Source organism: Pseudomonas neuropathica (genome assembly GCF_015461835.1).
GTDB classification, from domain to species: domain Bacteria; phylum Pseudomonadota; class Gammaproteobacteria; order Pseudomonadales; family Pseudomonadaceae; genus Aquipseudomonas; species Aquipseudomonas neuropathica.
This window is the reverse complement of the sequence record NZ_JACOPX010000008.1, coordinates 275,790-292,468: the sequence shown is the minus strand read 5'-3', so window position 1 is coordinate 292,468 and position 16,679 is coordinate 275,790. Positions and strand designations below refer to the sequence as shown.

Annotated in this window: 17 protein-coding genes and 1 tRNA gene; 10 read left to right on the top strand and 8 right to left on the bottom strand. The window is 59.5% G+C overall.

Annotated elements, in window-relative coordinates:
- Positions 1-135 precede the first annotated feature (135 nt).
- Both H8F23_RS14105 and H8F23_RS14100 read left to right on the top strand, forming a co-directional pair.
- Positions 136-762 (top strand): response regulator transcription factor, encoded by a 627-nt coding sequence (locus H8F23_RS14105; protein WP_194934764.1) that lies wholly within the window; start codon positions 136-138, stop codon positions 760-762.
- A 10-nt stretch (positions 763-772) separates the two neighbouring features.
- On the top strand, positions 773-3,991 hold the full coding sequence (locus H8F23_RS14100; RefSeq protein WP_194934763.1) for a transporter substrate-binding domain-containing protein: 3,219 nt from the start codon (positions 773-775) through the stop codon (positions 3,989-3,991).
- 11 nt (positions 3,992-4,002) lie between these two features.
- On the opposite strand, the gene dkgB is transcribed toward H8F23_RS14100, so the two are convergent.
- Together dkgB and H8F23_RS14090 are read right to left on the bottom strand one after the other, a co-directional pair.
- Positions 4,003-4,806 carry a 2,5-didehydrogluconate reductase DkgB gene (dkgB, locus tag H8F23_RS14095; protein WP_194934762.1) on the bottom strand — a complete coding sequence of 268 codons (804 nt, stop codon included), beginning with the start codon at positions 4,804-4,806 and terminating at the stop codon, positions 4,003-4,005.
- Between the two features lie 156 nt (positions 4,807-4,962).
- Positions 4,963-5,871: a LysR substrate-binding domain-containing protein gene (locus tag H8F23_RS14090; RefSeq protein ID WP_116255277.1), complete on the bottom strand. Its 909-nt coding sequence runs from the start codon at positions 5,869-5,871 to the stop codon at positions 4,963-4,965.
- Positions 5,872-5,975: 104 nt separating this feature from the next.
- On the opposite strand from H8F23_RS14090, the gene H8F23_RS14085 reads away from it, so the two are divergent.
- The 3 genes from H8F23_RS14085 (at position 5,976) to H8F23_RS14075 (ending at position 9,438) form a co-directional block, all read left to right on the top strand.
- Positions 5,976-6,842: a pirin family protein gene (locus tag H8F23_RS14085; protein WP_194934761.1), complete on the top strand. Its 867-nt coding sequence runs from the start codon at positions 5,976-5,978 to the stop codon at positions 6,840-6,842.
- Between the two features lie 317 nt (positions 6,843-7,159).
- Positions 7,160-7,786 carry an isochorismate family cysteine hydrolase YcaC gene (gene ycaC, locus H8F23_RS14080; RefSeq protein ID WP_194934760.1) on the top strand — a complete coding sequence of 209 codons (627 nt, stop codon included), beginning with the start codon at positions 7,160-7,162 and terminating at the stop codon, positions 7,784-7,786.
- Positions 7,787-7,995: 209 nt separating this feature from the next.
- Complete coding sequence (locus H8F23_RS14075) at positions 7,996-9,438, top strand: mechanosensitive ion channel family protein (RefSeq protein WP_194934759.1); 1,443 nt, start codon at positions 7,996-7,998, stop codon at positions 9,436-9,438.
- Between the two features lie 4 nt (positions 9,439-9,442).
- On the opposite strand, the gene H8F23_RS14070 is transcribed toward H8F23_RS14075, so the two are convergent.
- Positions 9,443-10,018 carry a GNAT family N-acetyltransferase gene (locus tag H8F23_RS14070; protein WP_194934758.1) on the bottom strand — a complete coding sequence of 192 codons (576 nt, stop codon included), beginning with the start codon at positions 10,016-10,018 and terminating at the stop codon, positions 9,443-9,445.
- A gap of 129 nt (positions 10,019-10,147) precedes the next feature.
- Here H8F23_RS14070 and xth point away from each other — a divergent pair, with 129 nt between their 5' ends.
- Both xth and H8F23_RS14060 read left to right on the top strand, forming a co-directional pair.
- Positions 10,148-10,942 carry an exodeoxyribonuclease III gene (gene xth, locus H8F23_RS14065; RefSeq protein ID WP_194934757.1) on the top strand — a complete coding sequence of 265 codons (795 nt, stop codon included), beginning with the start codon at positions 10,148-10,150 and terminating at the stop codon, positions 10,940-10,942.
- A 102-nt stretch (positions 10,943-11,044) separates the two neighbouring features.
- The gene (locus tag H8F23_RS14060) at positions 11,045-11,878 is read left to right on the top strand and encodes an arylamine N-acetyltransferase family protein (protein ID WP_194934756.1); all 834 of its coding nucleotides are present in this window, start codon (positions 11,045-11,047) and stop codon (positions 11,876-11,878) included.
- Here the strand turns inward: H8F23_RS14060 and H8F23_RS14055 are convergent.
- A complete protein-coding gene (locus H8F23_RS14055; RefSeq protein ID WP_194934755.1) occupies positions 11,875-12,195 on the bottom strand; it encodes a BrnA antitoxin family protein in 321 nt (106 codons plus the stop codon). The two genes, H8F23_RS14060 and H8F23_RS14055, sit on opposite strands and share 4 nt — an antisense overlap.
- A gap of 3 nt (positions 12,196-12,198) precedes the next feature.
- Entirely contained in the window at positions 12,199-12,483 is a 285-nt protein-coding gene (locus tag H8F23_RS14050) for a BrnT family toxin (RefSeq protein WP_194934754.1), read from the bottom strand.
- A gap of 254 nt (positions 12,484-12,737) precedes the next feature.
- Between H8F23_RS14050 and H8F23_RS14045 the strand changes: the two genes are divergently transcribed.
- Complete coding sequence (locus H8F23_RS14045; protein WP_007913403.1) at positions 12,738-14,261, top strand: nucleobase:cation symporter-2 family protein; 1,524 nt, start codon at positions 12,738-12,740, stop codon at positions 14,259-14,261.
- Between the two features lie 228 nt (positions 14,262-14,489).
- Here H8F23_RS14045 and H8F23_RS14040 read toward each other — a convergent pair.
- Positions 14,490-14,565 (bottom strand) — tRNA-Asn (locus H8F23_RS14040).
- Between the two features lie 10 nt (positions 14,566-14,575).
- On the opposite strand from H8F23_RS14040, the gene H8F23_RS14035 reads away from it, so the two are divergent.
- Positions 14,576-14,788 carry a hypothetical protein gene (locus H8F23_RS14035; protein WP_194934792.1) on the top strand — a complete coding sequence of 71 codons (213 nt, stop codon included), beginning with the start codon at positions 14,576-14,578 and terminating at the stop codon, positions 14,786-14,788.
- Positions 14,785-15,015, top strand: coding sequence for a hypothetical protein (locus H8F23_RS14030; protein ID WP_194934753.1), 231 nt, complete (start codon positions 14,785-14,787; stop codon positions 15,013-15,015). The genes H8F23_RS14035 and H8F23_RS14030 overlap by 4 nt, the downstream gene beginning before the upstream one ends.
- Here the strand turns inward: H8F23_RS14030 and H8F23_RS14025 are convergent.
- Both H8F23_RS14025 and H8F23_RS14020 read right to left on the bottom strand, forming a co-directional pair.
- Entirely contained in the window at positions 15,012-15,212 is a 201-nt protein-coding gene (locus H8F23_RS14025) for a hypothetical protein (RefSeq protein ID WP_095047664.1), read from the bottom strand. The two genes, H8F23_RS14030 and H8F23_RS14025, sit on opposite strands and share 4 nt — an antisense overlap.
- A gap of 226 nt (positions 15,213-15,438) precedes the next feature.
- On the bottom strand, positions 15,439-16,635 hold the full coding sequence (locus H8F23_RS14020; protein WP_194934752.1) for an amino acid aminotransferase: 1,197 nt from the start codon (positions 16,633-16,635) through the stop codon (positions 15,439-15,441).
- Positions 16,636-16,679 lie beyond the last annotated feature (44 nt).

Genomic DNA, 16,679 nt, shown 5'->3' with positions numbered 1-16,679 from the left:
AAAGTCCCCGGCCGCAACTGTCAGACCTGACAGGTGCTTTGCTCCCCGTTCCATGCAACAGTCCCTGTGCAGCCACTGAGTCTGGATCAGCCCCCATCGGTGGCCTGACCGTCAGTCTTTGCACCGGGAGTGGCCATGAAGTTAGCGCTGATCGTCGACGATCATCCGGTGGTGCGTGCTGCCATCCGGATCGTGTTGCAAGCCGAAGGATTCAAGCAGATATACGAGGCGTCCCAAGGCAACGAGGTGATCTCGCTTATTCGTGAACACAAGCCTCAATTGGTGATCCTCGACCTGAATCTGCCAGTGCTCGACGGGCTGGAGGTGCTGGCCCGGATCAAGGCCAATGATCTTCATTGCCGAGTGCTGGTGTTCAGTACACACGAGCCGATGTTCTATCAGGAACGCTGTGTGCGCGCCGGGGCCATGGCCTACGTGACCAAAACCAATCAGCTGGAGCAGTTGCGCAATGCCATCCGGGCGGTGGTGTCGGGGCATACCTTTTTCTCTGCGCTCCCGGACCATTTCAGTACGCTGAATGCCGTACAGATCACGGAAAAACAGATGATCGAGCAGCTCTCCGACCGAGAGTTGAGCATTTTCGCGCGACTGGGGCGGGGCAAGTCCAACAAGGCGATCGCTGAGGACATGCACCTGAGTCACAAAACCGTCAGCACCTATAAGACCCGTCTGATGAAAAAACTCGGGGTGAACTCAGCGGTACACTTGCGCGATTTCGCCAAGCGCAATCATGTGATCTGAGCGGACAGACATGAGGCAGGGGCGCCGGATTGTCTGGCTGTGGCTGGCGCTGATGACCACCTGTTGGGCAAGCGACACGCCGCAGGTGCTGCAAGTGCTGACCCGTACCGGACTGGAAAATGTCCAGCTGCGCCTGGATGAACAGGACCGGCAATGGCTGCGTCAGCACCCGGTGTTGCGCATGGGCATTTCCGGGCCGGATTACCCGCCGTTCGAGATCACCCGTAATCAACAGGAACTCGAAGGGCTGACTGCCGATTACGCCGACCTGCTGGGGCAGTTGCTCGGCGTGCGCATCGAAGTCCGCCGTTTCGCCAACCGCGATGCCGTGATGGCGGCACTCAGAAACGGCGATCTCGATCTGCTGGGGACCTCCAACAGTTTTGAAGCCGCCGACCCGGCCCTCATCCTGTCTCGTGCCTACGCCGAAGATCAGCCGATGCTGGTGACTCGACTCGATGAACAATTGCCCACCGATCTGGCCGGCAAGCGCCTGGCCATGGTCGAGGACTATCTGCCTCTGGCCAGCGTGCAGGCGTTTTATCCCCGGGCAAGTGTGCAGCGTTACCCGTCGGCGATGGATGCGCTCGGTGCGGTGGCCTTCGGCGCGGACGATGTTTATCTGGGCGACTTCATCAGTGCCAACTACCTGATCAACACCAATTATCGTAACGACCTGCAATTGGCCGGTCCGGCCGGGCTGGACGCTAATTCGTTCGGCTTCGCGCTGTTGCGCAGCGATGGGCGCCTCAAACGCATCGTCGACAAGGCATTGACGGCCATCCCCATGGAGCGGCGCCAGCGCATCGAGCTACGCTGGAGCGTCGGCCTCGCCGATATGGCTGAACAGTCGCGGGTGCAGCTCAGTGCGAATGAGCAGGAGTGGCTGGACCAGCATCCAGTTGTCCGGGTCGGAGCCATCGAAGATTTCGCGCCGCTGACATTTTTTGATGCCGATGGCCGTTTCAGCGGACTGTCGGCGCAACTGCTGAGTCTGATCAGCCAGCGCAGCGGGTTGAACTTCGAGATCGTGCGCGGGGCGTCGCTGGATCGGCAGATCGAACAGCTCAAGGCCGGTGAGCTGGATGTATTGCCGGTGGTGACACCGAGCAGCGAGCGCGAAGCCGAACTGCAGTTTACCCGCGCCTACCTGAATAATCCGTTTGTGCTGGTCAGCGCAATCACCGCGCAGGGACCGCTCAACCTCGATGATCTGGCCGATAAACGGCTGGCGATTTATCGCGGCCATCCGTTACGTGCTTACCTGTTGAGCCGCGTGCCGCGAATCCGTCTGGTCGAAGTCAAAAGTCCCGCTGAAGGCATGGCGTTGATTGCCAAGGGGCAGGTCGATGCCACGGTGAGTTCATTGCTGGTGGCGCGCTTTCTGATCGCACGTCACTACCGTGAGCGTCTGCGCATTACCGGCACCATCGGCGATCAACCGGCGCGCATTGCGTTGGCGACGGCACCGCAGATGCCGGCATTGCATTCGATCCTGAACAAGGCGCTGTTGAGCATCGCCCCGCCACAGATGGACGAACTGGTGGAGCGCTGGAGCCACGATGTGGTGGTGGAAGACAGTTATTGGTTACGCCATCGTCGCGAGATTCTCCTCGGTTTTGCCGGTGCGGCGGTGTTGCTGGCGCTTGCGCTGGCCTGGATCGTTTTCCAGCGCCAACAGATTCGCCGGCGCCAGCAATGGTTGCAGCAATTGCAGGAAGCCAAGGACGCGGCAGACGATGCCAATCGCGCCAAGACCACGTTTCTGGCGACCATGAGCCATGAAATCCGCACGCCAATGAACGCCTTGATCGGCATGCTCGAACTGGCCTTGAAGCGCGCCGAGGAGGGCGTTACCGATCGCTTGGCGATTCAGGTGGCATCCAACGCAGGGCAACAGTTGCTGGCGTTGATCGGCGACATTCTCGACATCGCGCGGATCGAGACCGGGTATCTGTCCCTCGTCCCCGAACGCGCCAACCTGCGCGAGCTGGTGGTGTCGGTGTCTCGGGTGTTTGAAGGGCTGGCGCGGCAGAAGCGCTTGTTGTGGCACATCGAACTTGATGCCCGCAGCAACGTTGACGTGCTGATTGATCCGACGCGCTTCAAACAAGTGCTGTCGAATCTGTTGAGCAACGCGATCAAGTTCACCGAGGAGGGCGAGGTCAGTCTACGGCTGACGGTGACCACCGCGACGGCGGAACGCCTGAGTGTGAAAGTGCTTATTGAAGACAGCGGGGTGGGGATTAACGCCGACGACCGACGACGGCTGTTCAACCCTTTCGTGCAGGCGAGCCATGACTCGCAATCAGCACGCAGTGGTTCCGGGCTGGGGCTGGTCATCAGTCGCAACCTCTGTGAAATGATGGGCGGTACGCTGCGGCTTGACAGTGCACCGGGTGAAGGCACACGCGTCGAAGTCAGTCTTGAACTGCCGTTGTTGGCTGCTCTGGCTCGCGCGCCAAGTGCTCCGCAAGCAGCGCTTGCGGTAACGGCTTCACTGAGTGTTCTGGTGGTGGACGATCATCCGGTGAACCGATTGCTGTTGTGCTGGCAGTTGAGTGAACTCGGCCATCGCACCGTCGACACCGAGAACGGTGATGAAGGCCTGAAGCAGTGGCGGGCGCAGGCGTTCGATGTGGTGATCACCGATTGCAACATGCCGCGGCGCAACGGTTACCAACTGGCGCGGGCCATCCGCGATGCCGAGTCGCATGCCGGCCGCAAGCCTTGTCTGATCCTCGGCTTTACCGCCAATGCGCAAGCTGAGGAAAGGACGCGCTGCCTGAATGCCGGCATGGACGAATGCCTGTTCAAACCGATCCGCTTGCACGACCTGGCGCAGGCGTTGACGGCTGCCAGTCATTTCGAGAAGACGTTGGACCCCGGCGAGGTGCCCGCGCTGACGGAAATCGACCTGAGCACGCTGGAGCAAATGGCTGGGGATGATCGTGCCTTGATCGAACAGTTGCGCAAGGAAGTGTTGAACAGCGTGCGCCTCGATCTGCAACGTCTGCAGGTTTTGCAGCAGGAGCAGAATCGCGCAGGGCTGCGCGAGCTGGCGCATCACATCAAGGGTGGGGCGCAGATGGTCGGCGCGGCACGGGTGGTGGCGGCATGTGTAGCGCTCGAGCAGGCGTGTCGCGAGACGCACGCGGCGCCGCTGGACGTGGCAAGCGAGACGTTGCGCGAGGCCATGGCCGGACTCGCGCAACGCTTGCAAATCTGACGGGCGCCGGCTCAGTCCCAGTGCGGCGCGATGCCTTTCGGACTGGTCAGGCGATGGCCGCGATCAAGCGTGGCAATCAGCGCCATATCGGCGTCGCTCAGTGTCAGCGCCATAGCGGCAAGGTTGCTTTGCAGGTTGGCGCGCTTGGTCGACGACGGAATCACCGCGTAGCCAGACTGCATGGCCCAGGCCAGGGTCACTTGCGCCGGGGTGGCTTGCAGGCGCTGGGCGATCTGCTGGATCAGCGGATCTTGCAGCACTTCGCCGTAGGCGAGGGTCATGTACGAGGTGATCTGGATGCCTTGGCTCTGGGCGAACTCGACCACTTTGCGGTTTTGCAGGTAGGGGTGCAGTTCAATCTGATTAGTGGCGATGTTGTCGGCACCGACCGTCGCGATTGCCTGTTGCATCAGTTCGATGGTGAAGTTGGAAACACCGATCTGTCGGGTCAGGCCCAGACGCTTGGCTTCGAGCAGGGCGCCCATGAACTCTTCGACCGGTACCTGGTTTTCCGGCGACGGCCAGTGAATCAGCGTCAGGTCGAGGTAATCGGTCTGCAGTTTTTGCAGGCTTGTCTTGAGGCTGTCGATCAAGCGATCCCGGGCGAAGTTGGCGACCCAGATCTTGCTGGTGATGAACAGCTCTTCGCGCTGTATGCCGCTGGCTGCGATGGCCTCGCCGACGTCGGCTTCGTTTTCGTAGATTTGCGCGGTGTCGATGGCCCGGTAGCCGAGTTCGAGAGCGGTGCTCACTGAATCAATGACGACCTGGCCTTGCAGGCGAAATGTACCCAGACCGAAAGCGGGAACAGACATGAAAAACTCCAGGGTTGCAGTGGGAATGGGCAGGAGTATCCGCATCCGGATGGTTGAGAAAAACCGTTGGTGGGACAAAGCACTGTTGATCAGAAGTCATGAAACATTTTCAGGATTTGTGTTGTCCGGGCTGGCCTCTTCGCGAGCACCACCCATTCAGGCAATGTCACTGTGGGCAAATTCCTCGCCGAGAAAATCAATCAACGTGCGCACCGACGGCAATAACCCGCGCCGCGAAGGGAAAATCGCATGCACCAACCCGCACTTCGGCGCCCAACCGGGAATCAACTCCACTACACGGCCGGCCGCAATGTCCTCACGCACCACTACACTCGGCAAATGCGCCACGCCAACGCCGGCAATCACCGCCTGGCGCAAGGCAATCAAATCATCAGTGACCATGCGTGGCGTATGGCGAATCAGTGCCGTGTTGTCATTCGGCCCGAGCAGCTCCCATTGATATTCGCGCTGCGCCGCGCCCCAGTGCAGGCTCGGCAAGCCGTTGAGGTCGGCAGGTGAGGGCGGTGAAGACAGGCGTTCGACAAACTGCGGGCTGCCGACCACTGACTGCGTGCTGTTGCCCAGCACCTTCATGACCATGTCGGTGTTCTCCAACGGCGGAAAGCGCACGCGCAGGGCGATGTCGAAGCCTTCGTGCAGCAGATCGACGCGGCGATTGGTGCTCTCGATGAACAACTCCACCAGCGGATATTTGAGCATGTAACGGGTGAGCATCGGCCCGACCCACGAGTTGAGCAGCGCTGTCGGGCAACTCAGGCGCACCAGCCCCTGCGGTTCGGAGCGGTTGCGTTCGATCAGCTCGGCCGCGCTTTCCGCCTCAACCCGCATGGCCAGGCAGCGCTGGTAGTACGCCTGACCGATTTCGGTCAACGAGCAATGGCGGCTGGTGCGGTGCAGCAGGCGCACCCCGAGGCGTTCTTCCAGTTCGGAAATCCGTCGGCTGAGTTTCGATTTGGGCATGTCCAGTGCGCGCCCGGCGGCGGCAAAACCATGATGTTCGACCACTTGGGTGAAGTAGTAGAGGGTGTTGAGGTCTTCCACCATCGTTCTCCATATAGAACGCTAAGGCTGATTTTTGCAGTCTAGTGCATTAATGGGTACGGATTTAAGCTTAATCCATCGCATCACTCACCCCATTGGAGACAACCATGAAAAACATCATCGGTATCTACACCAGCCCGCGCGGCCATTGGGTCGGCGATGGCTTCCCGGTTCGCACGCTGTTTTCCTACGACAATCTGGGCAAACACATCAGCCCGTTCCTGCTGCTCGATCACGCCGGCCCGGCCGATTTCACCCCGACCACCGAACGCCGTGGCGTTGGTCAGCATCCGCACCGTGGTTTCGAAACCGTGACTATCGTTTATGAGGGCGAAGTGCAGCACCGCGACTCGACCGGTAGTGGCGGCGTGATCGGCCCGGGCGATGTGCAATGGATGACCGCCGCTTCCGGGATCCTCCACGAGGAATTCCACTCGGAAAACTTCGCCAGGACAGGTGGCAAACTGGAAATGGTTCAGTTGTGGGTCAACCTGCCGGCCAAGGACAAAATGGCCGCGCCGGGTTACCAGACCATTCTCGACAGCGACATCCCGAGCATCGCGCTCAAGGACAACGCGGGCAGCCTGCGCCTGATCGCCGGTGAATTCGATGGCCACACCGGCCCGTCGCGGACTTTCACACCGATTGATGTGTGGGATCTGCGCCTGAACGCCGGCAAGTTGCTGACGCTGGATCTGCACGAAGGCCGCAATACCGCGCTGGTGGTGCTGAAAGGCTCGGTGCAGGTCAACGGTGTGGAATCGGTGCGTGAAGGGCAGTTGGCGCTGTTCGAACGTGACGGCCATCAGATGACACTCGAAGCCAGCCAGGACGCGGTGGTGTTGTTGCTCAGCGGCGAGCCGATCGACGAACCGATCGTCGGCCACGGCCCGTTCGTGATGAACACCGAGCAGGAAATCCACCAGGCCTTCGCCGACTTCCAGTCCGGCCGCTTCGGCCAGATGCACGCTTAACGCACAACCACTGCGCTCTACACAGGACGCGTAGGCCGGTTCGCAGGCCAGGGATGGCTGTTGCCTGCAGAAAAGCGACAACTGCGAGGTTACTCGCCGTGTTCGATGCATCCGGCAATCAAGCCAGACCGGCCGCTGATCCGACAGTTGCCCGTCTGTCCCGGGCCTGGGTGGTGCCGGTCGTCATAATGGCTACGCTTTCCGGGCTGCAAGGCTCGACATGTCGCGAACGAACACGAAGCGGCGGAATTCCGGCGCTGACCGTTTCCCCCACGCCGATCAAAAGTCGGCTTCGACAACACGCGAGGATTACTGCAATGACCACTCAATACAAACGTCTGGACAAGAACAACGCTGCGGTGCTGCTGGTTGACCATCAGGCCGGGCTGCTGTCGCTGGTGCGCGACATTGAACCGGACAAATTCAAGAATAACGTGCTGGCGCTGGCCGATCTGGCCAAGTACTTCAAGCTGCCGACGATCCTCACCACCAGTTTTGAAACCGGCCCCAACGGCCCGCTGGTGCCGGAGCTGAAAGCACTGTTCCCGGACGCGCCGTATATCGCCCGTCCGGGCCAGATCAACGCCTGGGACAACGAAGATTTCGTCAAGGCGATCAAGGCCACTGGCAAGAAGCAATTGATCATTGCCGGCGTGGTGACTGAAGTTTGCGTGGCGTTCCCGGCGCTGTCGGCGCTGGAAGAGGGCTTCGATGTGTTCGTGGTGACGGACGCCTCTGGCACGTTCAACGAACTGACCCGTGAATCGGCGTGGAACCGCATGTCCAGCGCTGGCGCGCAATTGATGACCTGGTTCGGTCTGGCCTGCGAGCTGCACCGCGACTGGCGCAACGACATCGAAGGGTTGGGCACGTTGTTCTCCAACCACATCCCGGACTACCGCAACCTGTTCACCAGCTACAACAGCCTGACTAACGACAAATAATCTGTCACTCCGTAAACCTGTGTAGGAGCTGCCGCAGGCTGCGATCTTTTGATGTTGTTTTTTAAAGATCAAAAGATCGCAGCCTGCGGCAGCTCCTACAAGGGTTTTGCGGTGTTTTTGCGCGGGCGTTCATCCTCTGAAATCAATTGCTCCTACACTTGCTCAATCTGTGCGATCTTCTCGCGATTGGCCCCCGTCGGAGTTGTTTGATGCTGTCTCTGCTCACCGAACATCCGTTGTTCTGCGCGTTGATCCTGATCCTCCTCGATCTGGGGTTATGGCGTCTGATCAGTTCCCATGGCAGCGAGTGGAAACTGCTGGTGCGGGTGCTGATTTTCAGCCTGTTCAGCGTTCTGCTGTTCAACGAAGGCCTCAATCCGATGGAGCCGGCGCCGTGGGCCGACAACGTGCCGCTGCACCTGGCGGCGACTGGCCTGCAGATTGGCTGGTGGCTGTTCGGTGCGCGCACCCTGACGGTGTTGATCGGTGCGGTAATGATGCAGCGGGTCGGCCACACCGGGCGGTTGTTGCAGGACTTGCTCGGCGCGGTGATTTTCCTCATCGCGATCATCGCGGCGCTGGCCTATGTGCTGGATCTGCCGGTCAAAGGCGTACTGGCGACCTCCGGGGCGTTGGCGATCATTGTCGGTCTGGCCTTGCAGAGCACGCTCAGCGATGTGTTTTCCGGGATCGTCCTCAACACCACCAAGCCTTATCAACTCGATGACTGGATTTCCATCGACGGCACCGAAGGCCGCGTCACCGATATCGACTGGCGCGCCACGCGCTTGCAAACCAGTCAGGGCAGCATGGCGGTGATCCCCAACTCGCTGGCGGCCAAGGCCAAGATCATCAATTTCAGTCGGCCGAGCAATATGTTCGGCGTCGCGGTCAGCGTGCAAGTCAGCCCGCATGCGCGGCCCAGTTCGGTGATCGATGCGCTGGAGCGGGCGATGCAGGGCTGTCGCCAGTTGCTCGACACACCTGCGCCGAGCGTCGCACTGAAAAGCTCCGGCAGCAGTGGCGCGGAATACGAGATCAGCGGGTTCGTCGCCTCAATGGGCGAGAAGCGCGTGGTGCGCAATCAGCTGTTCGATCTGGCCTATCGGCACTTGCAGGCCTCCGGGGTCAATCTGCTGTCGAGCGATGAAAGTGCTGCGCCGACCAACCTGTCGCGGCCCCGGGCGTTGCTCGACAGTTCGCCGATTTTCTCCACCCTGCGCCAGGAAGAGAAGGACACCTTCAGCCAGAACATGAGTCTGCAAACCTTCCGTGCCGGCGAAGTCATTCTGGCGGGTGGGGAGGTCAGCGATCACTTGTTCATTATCGAGTCCGGTGTGGTGTCGGTGACGTTGAAGCGCCACGGCACACCGTTCGAATCCGGGCGCATGGGGCCGGGCGAGGTGATTGGCGAGGCCGGGATCTTGTCCGATTCCGCATTGCCGGCAGACTTTTCGGCGAAGACCTTTTGCGCGTTGTATCGCATCGAGAAGTCCTACCTCAAGCCGTGCCTCGATGCGCGTCATGATATCCACGACGCGATGCAGACGCTGCTCGACTACCGCTTGCACAAGGCGCAGTCCCTGACCGAGGAAGCGCCGGCGGTGGTACCGAAAAGAGGCTTTCTGCAGTGGCTGCGCAATCGCGCCTGAAAGGTCAGGCGCCGAGTTTCTGCTCCAGGTGCAGACGCACCTGTGGCCATTCGTCATCGATGATGCTGAAGCGCACCGAGTTGCGCTTGCGTCCATCCGGCATGATCCGCTCATGCCGGACGATGCCTTCCTGCTGCGCACCAAGGCGCAAGATCGCATTACGTGATTTCTGGTTGTTCTCGTCGGTGGTGAACTGCACGCGCACGCAGTTGAGCGCTTCGAAGGCGTGGCGCAACATCAGGTATTTGGCTTCGGTGTTGACGAAGGATTTCTGCCAGCTCGCGGAGATCCAGCTGCTGCCGATTTCCAGCTTGCGATTGAGCGGGTCGATCTTCCAGAAACGTGTAGAGCCGATCACTTCGCCAGTGTCTTTGAGCACAATGACAAACGGCATCACCGTGCCGGCATCACGGCCATCGAGGGCTTTTTTCAGATAACTGTCGACAGTGCTGGACGAAGGCACCACGGTGACGGTGAGGTTCCACAATTCGCCGTCAGCGGCAGCGTGGAGCAGGGCGTCGGCATCTGAATACTGAAGCGGGCGCAAGAGAATGCGCTGACCTTGCAGCGTGGTTTGCATGGGATTCCGGTCTCGGCAGTGCGGGCGAATGGCGAGCGCCCATTACGCCGCACGAGACTGATCCGATGCAACCGGCGCGATGATCACGGGGTCACAATTTTTACAACCCTTGGGCAGGAGCCTCAGCCGATGAAAAACCTGCGAATCGCCACTTACAACGTCAACGGTTTACGCGCACGTTTGCCGAACCTGCTGGATTGGCTCAAGCGCGAGCAGCCGGATATCGCCTGCCTGCAAGAACTCAAATCCGTCGACACGGCGTTTCCCGCAGCAGAACTGGAAGCCGCCGGTTACGGCGCGATCTGGCAGGGCCAGGCCTCCTGGAACGGTGTAGCAATTCTCGCCCGCGATGCGCAGCCGCTGGAGAGCCGACGCGGTCTTCCGGGTGATCCCGATGACAAGCACAGTCGTTATCTGGAAGCGGCGGTGCACGGCGTGCTGGTCGGCTGCCTGTACCTGCCCAACGGCAACCCGCAGCCGGGGCCAAAATTTGACTACAAACTAGCGTGGTTCGAGCGGCTGATCAGCTATGCAAAAGACCTGCAAAGCAGCGATCACCCGGTGGTGCTGGCCGGCGACTACAACGTCGTGCCCACCGACAGGGACATCTACAACACCCGCTCGTGGCTCAAGGATGCGCTGCTGCAACCCGAGAGCCGCGAGTGTTATCAGCGCTTGCTTGATCAGGGCTGGACCGATTCGCTGCGGCATCTGTATCCCGAGGATCGGCTCTATACGTTTTGGGATTACTTTCGGCAGCATTGGCAAACCAACTCCGGTCTGCGCATCGATCATCTATTGCTCAACCCGGCGCTGAGTCCGTATTTGCATGAGGCCGGGGTCGACGCCTGGGTGCGCAACGAACCGCACGCCAGTGACCATGCGCCCACGTGGATTCGGATCGGTTCCCGCAAGAAACGCTAGCGGGCGATTGGCTAAATCAATTGTCGAAAACAGTGCCTGATCCCGTATACATGGCGACCATCAACGCAGTGACCTGCGGCCCCCATGCATAAGGATCGAGCAATGAGTGAGCCACGCCTGACGAATCTGAAGCTGTACCTGCAACGTCTGGGTTTTGAAACGCCACCGCAACCGACACTGGACACCCTGCGCTTGCTGCAACTGCGCCATACCGGTGTGTTCCCTTTCGAGAATCTGGCGACGATTACCGGAGCGCCAGTGCTGATCGATCTGCCATCGATTGAAGAGAAAGTTCTGCTCGGCGGTCGCGGTGGCTACTGCTACGAGCTGAATAATCTGTTCTTCAACCTGTTGCTGGAACTGGGTTTCGACGCTCGCGCCATCAGCGGGCGCGTGGTGATGAATCAGCCGGAAGGCAGTTGGGCGGCGCGCACGCACCGCTTGAGTCTGGTCACGCTAGACGGTGTGCGCTACATCACCGACGTAGGCTTCGGCGGCATGGTGCCGACTGCGCCGCTGCTTCTCGATACCGAAGCCGAACAAACCACACCGCACGAACCCTATCGCATCGAAAAGCAAGCTGATGGCTACATGCTGCGCGCCAATGTCGCGGGCGAGTGGCGGTCGATGTATCTGTTCGATTTGCAACGCCAGGAAGACATCGATTTCACCATTGGCAACTGGTACGTCTCGGCCCATCCCGACTCTCCGTTTACCCAACGCCTGATGGCGGCGCGTACCGGTGATGGCTGGCGCAAAACTCTCAACAACGGCAGTTTCGCCCTTCATCGCATGGGCGCAAGCAGCGAGCGGCGGGAAGTCACCGAAGTTGCGGCATTGATCGAACTGTTGAAGCAGGAATTCGGCATTCACCTGCCGGACGTGCCGCCTACACGGCATTCCCTGGAACGAATGATCGTACCGGCCAAGGCTTAAGGCTTGGCATCCGGTTCCAGCACCCGGCGAATTTCCCCGGCCGCTGCCGACAATTTTTTCTCAAGGCTCTTGAGGTCGGCGGCGGTGATGCCTTTGCTGAACTGCACCGGTTCGTCCTGATCTTGCTTTTCAGCATCGAGCAAGGCATGGCGCAGCGTGTTGTTGATCACCGTCTGATAACCAAACCCCTCGTTCTCCGCCACCGTGCGCGCGGCGTCGATGACAGCATCGTCGAGCATGATGGTGATGCGCGTTTTGCCTTTGGTGGACGCCACAGCGCCGCGTTTGCCCTGAGAGAAGTCATATTCGTCTTTCATTGGTCATGCCTCCAGAAAATAGTCACAGCGTTCGCTCGGTGTGGCGACGCGTGCAGAAATGATTCGAACCACATTTGGCTCGCGATAGCTGTATGCAACGACCAGCAAGCGTCCCTTGGCGTCGAGACCGAGAGTGATCCAGCGTTGTTCGTCATGGTCGTTGTCTTCAACAGTTATTGCTCGTTCGTCGTAGAAGACCGCTTCGGTCTCGGTGAGGCTGACGCCCCTGTGCTTGAGTTTGTTGGCTGCGTTCTTGCTTTTGTCGAACTGAATATCAATTAACTGCATTATGCATACTTTATATGTATTAAAAAGACTGCGACTGCACCGTCGGTCGCCGTGAACACTTCAGCGTAGTGGCGGCAGGCGAGGGCACTGGAGAGGAAGTGTTGCCGGATTTGTGGGGGATGGGAGCAGCGGGCTAGAAGCTTGGGTGGCTACCTATCCATTATGTGACTGATAAGTTGTATACAACTCTATGGACATTTGTCACGAGTATTGAATACAGTGTGCGCATAACAAAAACCAGGGAACCCCCCACCATGAAAACGCCCCATGTTTCACACCAACGGCCCGAGGACGAAAATCTCGGGGTCGGCGCGAATATGGCTTACGGCCTGCAACATGTTCTGACCATGTACGGCGGTATCGTTGCGGTGCCACTGATCATCGGCCAGGCGGCCGGCCTTTCGCCGGCGGACATTGGTTTGCTGATTGCTGCTTCATTGTTTGCGGGGGGGCTGGCGACGCTGCTGCAAACCCTGGGTCTACCGTTTTTTGGCTGTCAGTTGCCGCTGGTACAGGGCGTGTCGTTCTCCGGTGTGGCGACCATGGTCGCGATCGTCAGCAGTGGCGGGGAGGGCGGCTTTCAGTCGGTGCTTGGCGCAGTGATTGCCGCGTCCTTGATCGGCTTGTTGATCACACCGGTGTTCTCGCGCATCACCAAGTTCTTCCCGCCGCTGGTCACCGGCATCGTGATCACCACCATCGGCTTGACGCTGATGCCGGTGGCCGCACGCTGGGCCATGGGCGGCAACAGCCATGCGCCGGACTTCGGCAGCATGCAGAACATCGGGCTGGCGGCAGTCACGCTGGTGCTGGTGTTGCTGCTGAGCAAGGTCGGCAGCTCGACCATCTCGCGTCTGTCGATCCTGTTGGCCATGGTGATCGGCACAGTGCTGGCGGTGTTCCTTGGCATGGCGGATTTCTCCAGCGTCACCACGGGGCCGATGTTTGGCTTCCCGACGCCGTTCCATTTCGGCATGCCGACCTTCCACTTCGCCGCAATTCTGTCGATGTGCATCGTGGTCATGGTGACCCTGGTGGAAACTTCGGCGGACATCCTTGCGGTCGGTGAAATCATCGGCACCAAGGTCGATTCCAAACGTCTGGGCAATGGTCTGCGGGCAGACATGCTGTCCAGCATGTTTGCGCCGATTTTCGGTTCGTTCACCCAGAGCGCTTTCGCCCAGAACGTCGGGCTGGTGGCGGTTACCGGGATCAAGAGCCGTTACGTGGTCGCTACTGGCGGTATTTTCCTGGTAATCCTTGGTCTGCTGCCGTTCATGGGCCGGGTCATCGCAGCAGTGCCGACGTCGGTACTCGGCGGCGCCGGTATCGTGCTGTTCGGTACGGTGGCGGCGAGCGGTATCCGTACGCTGTCCAAGGTTGATTATCGCAACAACGTCAACCTGATCATCGTCGCCACTTCGATCGGTTTCGGCATGATCCCGATAGCCGCACCGAACTTCTACGATCACTTCCCAAGCTGGTTCGCGACCATTTTCCACTCGGGCATCAGCTCGTCGGCGATCATGGCGATCCTGCTCAACCTGGCGTTCAACCACTTCACCGCCGGTAACTCGGATCAGCAATCGGTATTTGCGGCAGCGGAAGAGCGAACCCTGCGCTATCGCGATCTGGCGGCGCTGCGTGAAGGCGATTACTTCAGCGACGGCAAGCTGCATGACTGCGATGGCAAGGAAGTGCCGGTCATCGAGCCTGATGATCACGATCATGGGCACGGTGCGCCGAAGGTGCAGGTGAAGAGCAGCGAACACGTCTGACGGCTGTCTCTAAACAAAAAGGGCCGATCTGTTAAACACAGATCGGCCCTTTTTCATTTCAAGATCAAAAGATCGCAGCCTTCGGCAGCTCCTACACAGATCTCATACTCCGCCGATTCTGCGGATGAACGCTGAATCTGTAGGAGCTGCCGAAGGCTGCGATCTTTTGATCTTTTCGAGCGCCCACAAAAAAGCCCCTGAATCTTTCGATTCAGGGGCTTTGCTATTTGGCTCCACAACCTGGACTCGAACCAGGGACCCAATGATTAACAGTCATTTGCTCTACCAACTGAGCTATTGCGGAATTGGTGCGTATGTTACTGATTCAAAAAGAGAAGTCAAGCATCGGTTGGAAAATGAGTGAATTCTCGGGGCGGACGGTGGTTTGTCAGCGATTGGCGGTTACCAGAACTGCAGCAGAGGTCTACCATGGGCGCCCGGAAGTGGTCACACGCGCTGCCGGCCATTCGCCGAAAAAGGTCTGCGTCATGAACCATTTAACCCGCAACAGCGAGGTGTTCGCATGAGCATCGCGCAAATCAGCCTGCCCAAGGGCATTGGCCCTCACGCCGAAAAACTTTTTGATGCCATCACCCAGGCCAGCACCGCTGAGGAATTGAACCGCGCCGGTGGCAAGGCCGAAGGCTTCGTCCTGGGTCTTGAAAGCACCAAGGCGATCAAGAGTCAGATCGCCGAATCGCTGTACGTCGTTTATGACGACGCCGCGAGTCAGCGTGCGATCGAACTGGCTTAACTGCCGAAGGTGATGGTGCCCATCATCAGTTTGGCGTAAGCCGCAGTGGCGGCCAGTTGAACCAGCCACAGGACCAGGCCACCCAGGAACACCCCGGCGGCGACTTGCAGCACCAGGCTCTTTTCGCGCTTGGCCGATGCGCGGGGGATGAAATCATCCAGATCGTCACGGTCGGCGCGCAGGTTGTCGTTTTTCATTTAGGGTCTCTTCAGAAATCTCGGGTGTACACAAAACCTGTAGGCCTTCGCCTGCTCGCGATAGCGTCGTGTCAGTCGAAGCTTCATTACCTGACATGCCGCTATCGCGAGCAGGCTCGCTCCCACAATTTTGATTTGTGTGCAGTCTAGAGGGTATGGGGCGTTATCCGGGACAAATAAAAAACGGGAAGCCCCAAGGCTTCCCGTTTTTCATTACAGTGCGAAATCAGATGACCTGAACAATCGCATCCGTTACCGCCTTGATGTTGTTCTGGTTCAGCGCAGCCACGCAGATGCGGCCGGTGTCCAGGGCGTAGATGCCGAACTCGTTACGCAGGCGATGCACTTGTTCAGTGGTCAGGCCCGAGTAGGAGAACATGCCGCGCTGACGACCGACGAAGCTGAAGTCGCGGCCCGGGGCTTTCTCTGCCAGCAGGGCAACCATCTGCTCGCGCATGCCGCGAATGCGCAGACGCATCTCCGCCAACTCGGCTTCCCATTGTGCACGCAGTTCCGGGCTGTTCAATACAGCTGCAACGATGCTTGCGCCGTGGGTCGGCGGGTTGGAGTAGTTGGTGCGGATCACACGCTTGACCTGCGACAGCACGCGCGCGCTTTCTTCTTTCGATTCGCTGATGATCGACAGCGCCCCAACGCGCTCGCCGTACAGCGAGAACGATTTGGAGAACGAGCTCGAAACGAAGAAGGTCAGGCCGGACTCAGCGAACAGGCGCACAGCTGCGGCGTCTTCGTCGATGCCGTCGCCGAAGCCTTGATAAGCCATGTCGAGGAATGGCACGTGACCTTTGGCGCGGACCACTTCCAGCACGTTGTTCCAGTCCGCCGGGGTCAGGTCGACGCCGGTCGGGTTGTGGCAGCAGGCGTGCAGGACAACGATCGAGCCGTTCGGCAGGGCGTTGAGGTCGTCGAGCATGCCAGCACGATTCACATCGTGGCTGGCTGCGTCGTAGTAACGGTAGTTCTGCACCGGGAAACCGGCGGTTTCGAACAGGGCACGGTGGTTTTCCCAGCTTGGGTCACTGATCGCCACGACGGCGTTCGGCAGCAGTTGCTTGAGGAAGTCGGCACCGATCTTCAGTGCGCCGGTCCCGCCGACGGCCTGAGTGGTGATGACGCGACCGGCGCTGATCAGCGGCGAGTCGTTGCCGAACAGCAGCTTTTGCACGGCCTGGTCGTAGGCGGCGATACCATCGATCGGCAGGTAGCCGCGCGAAGCGTGCTGAGCTGCGCGAACGGTTTCAGCTTCGATCACGGCGCGCAGAAGTGGAATTCGCCCCTCTTCGTTGCAGTAAACACCCACGCCCAGGTTGACCTTGGTGGTCCGGGTATCGGCGTTGAATGCTTCGTTGAGGCCCAGGATTGGATCGCGGGGTGCCATTTCGACAGCGGAGAACAGGCTCATTATTGCGGCGGCTCTGAATGGAGAATGGAGGGACGTGTCGCGCT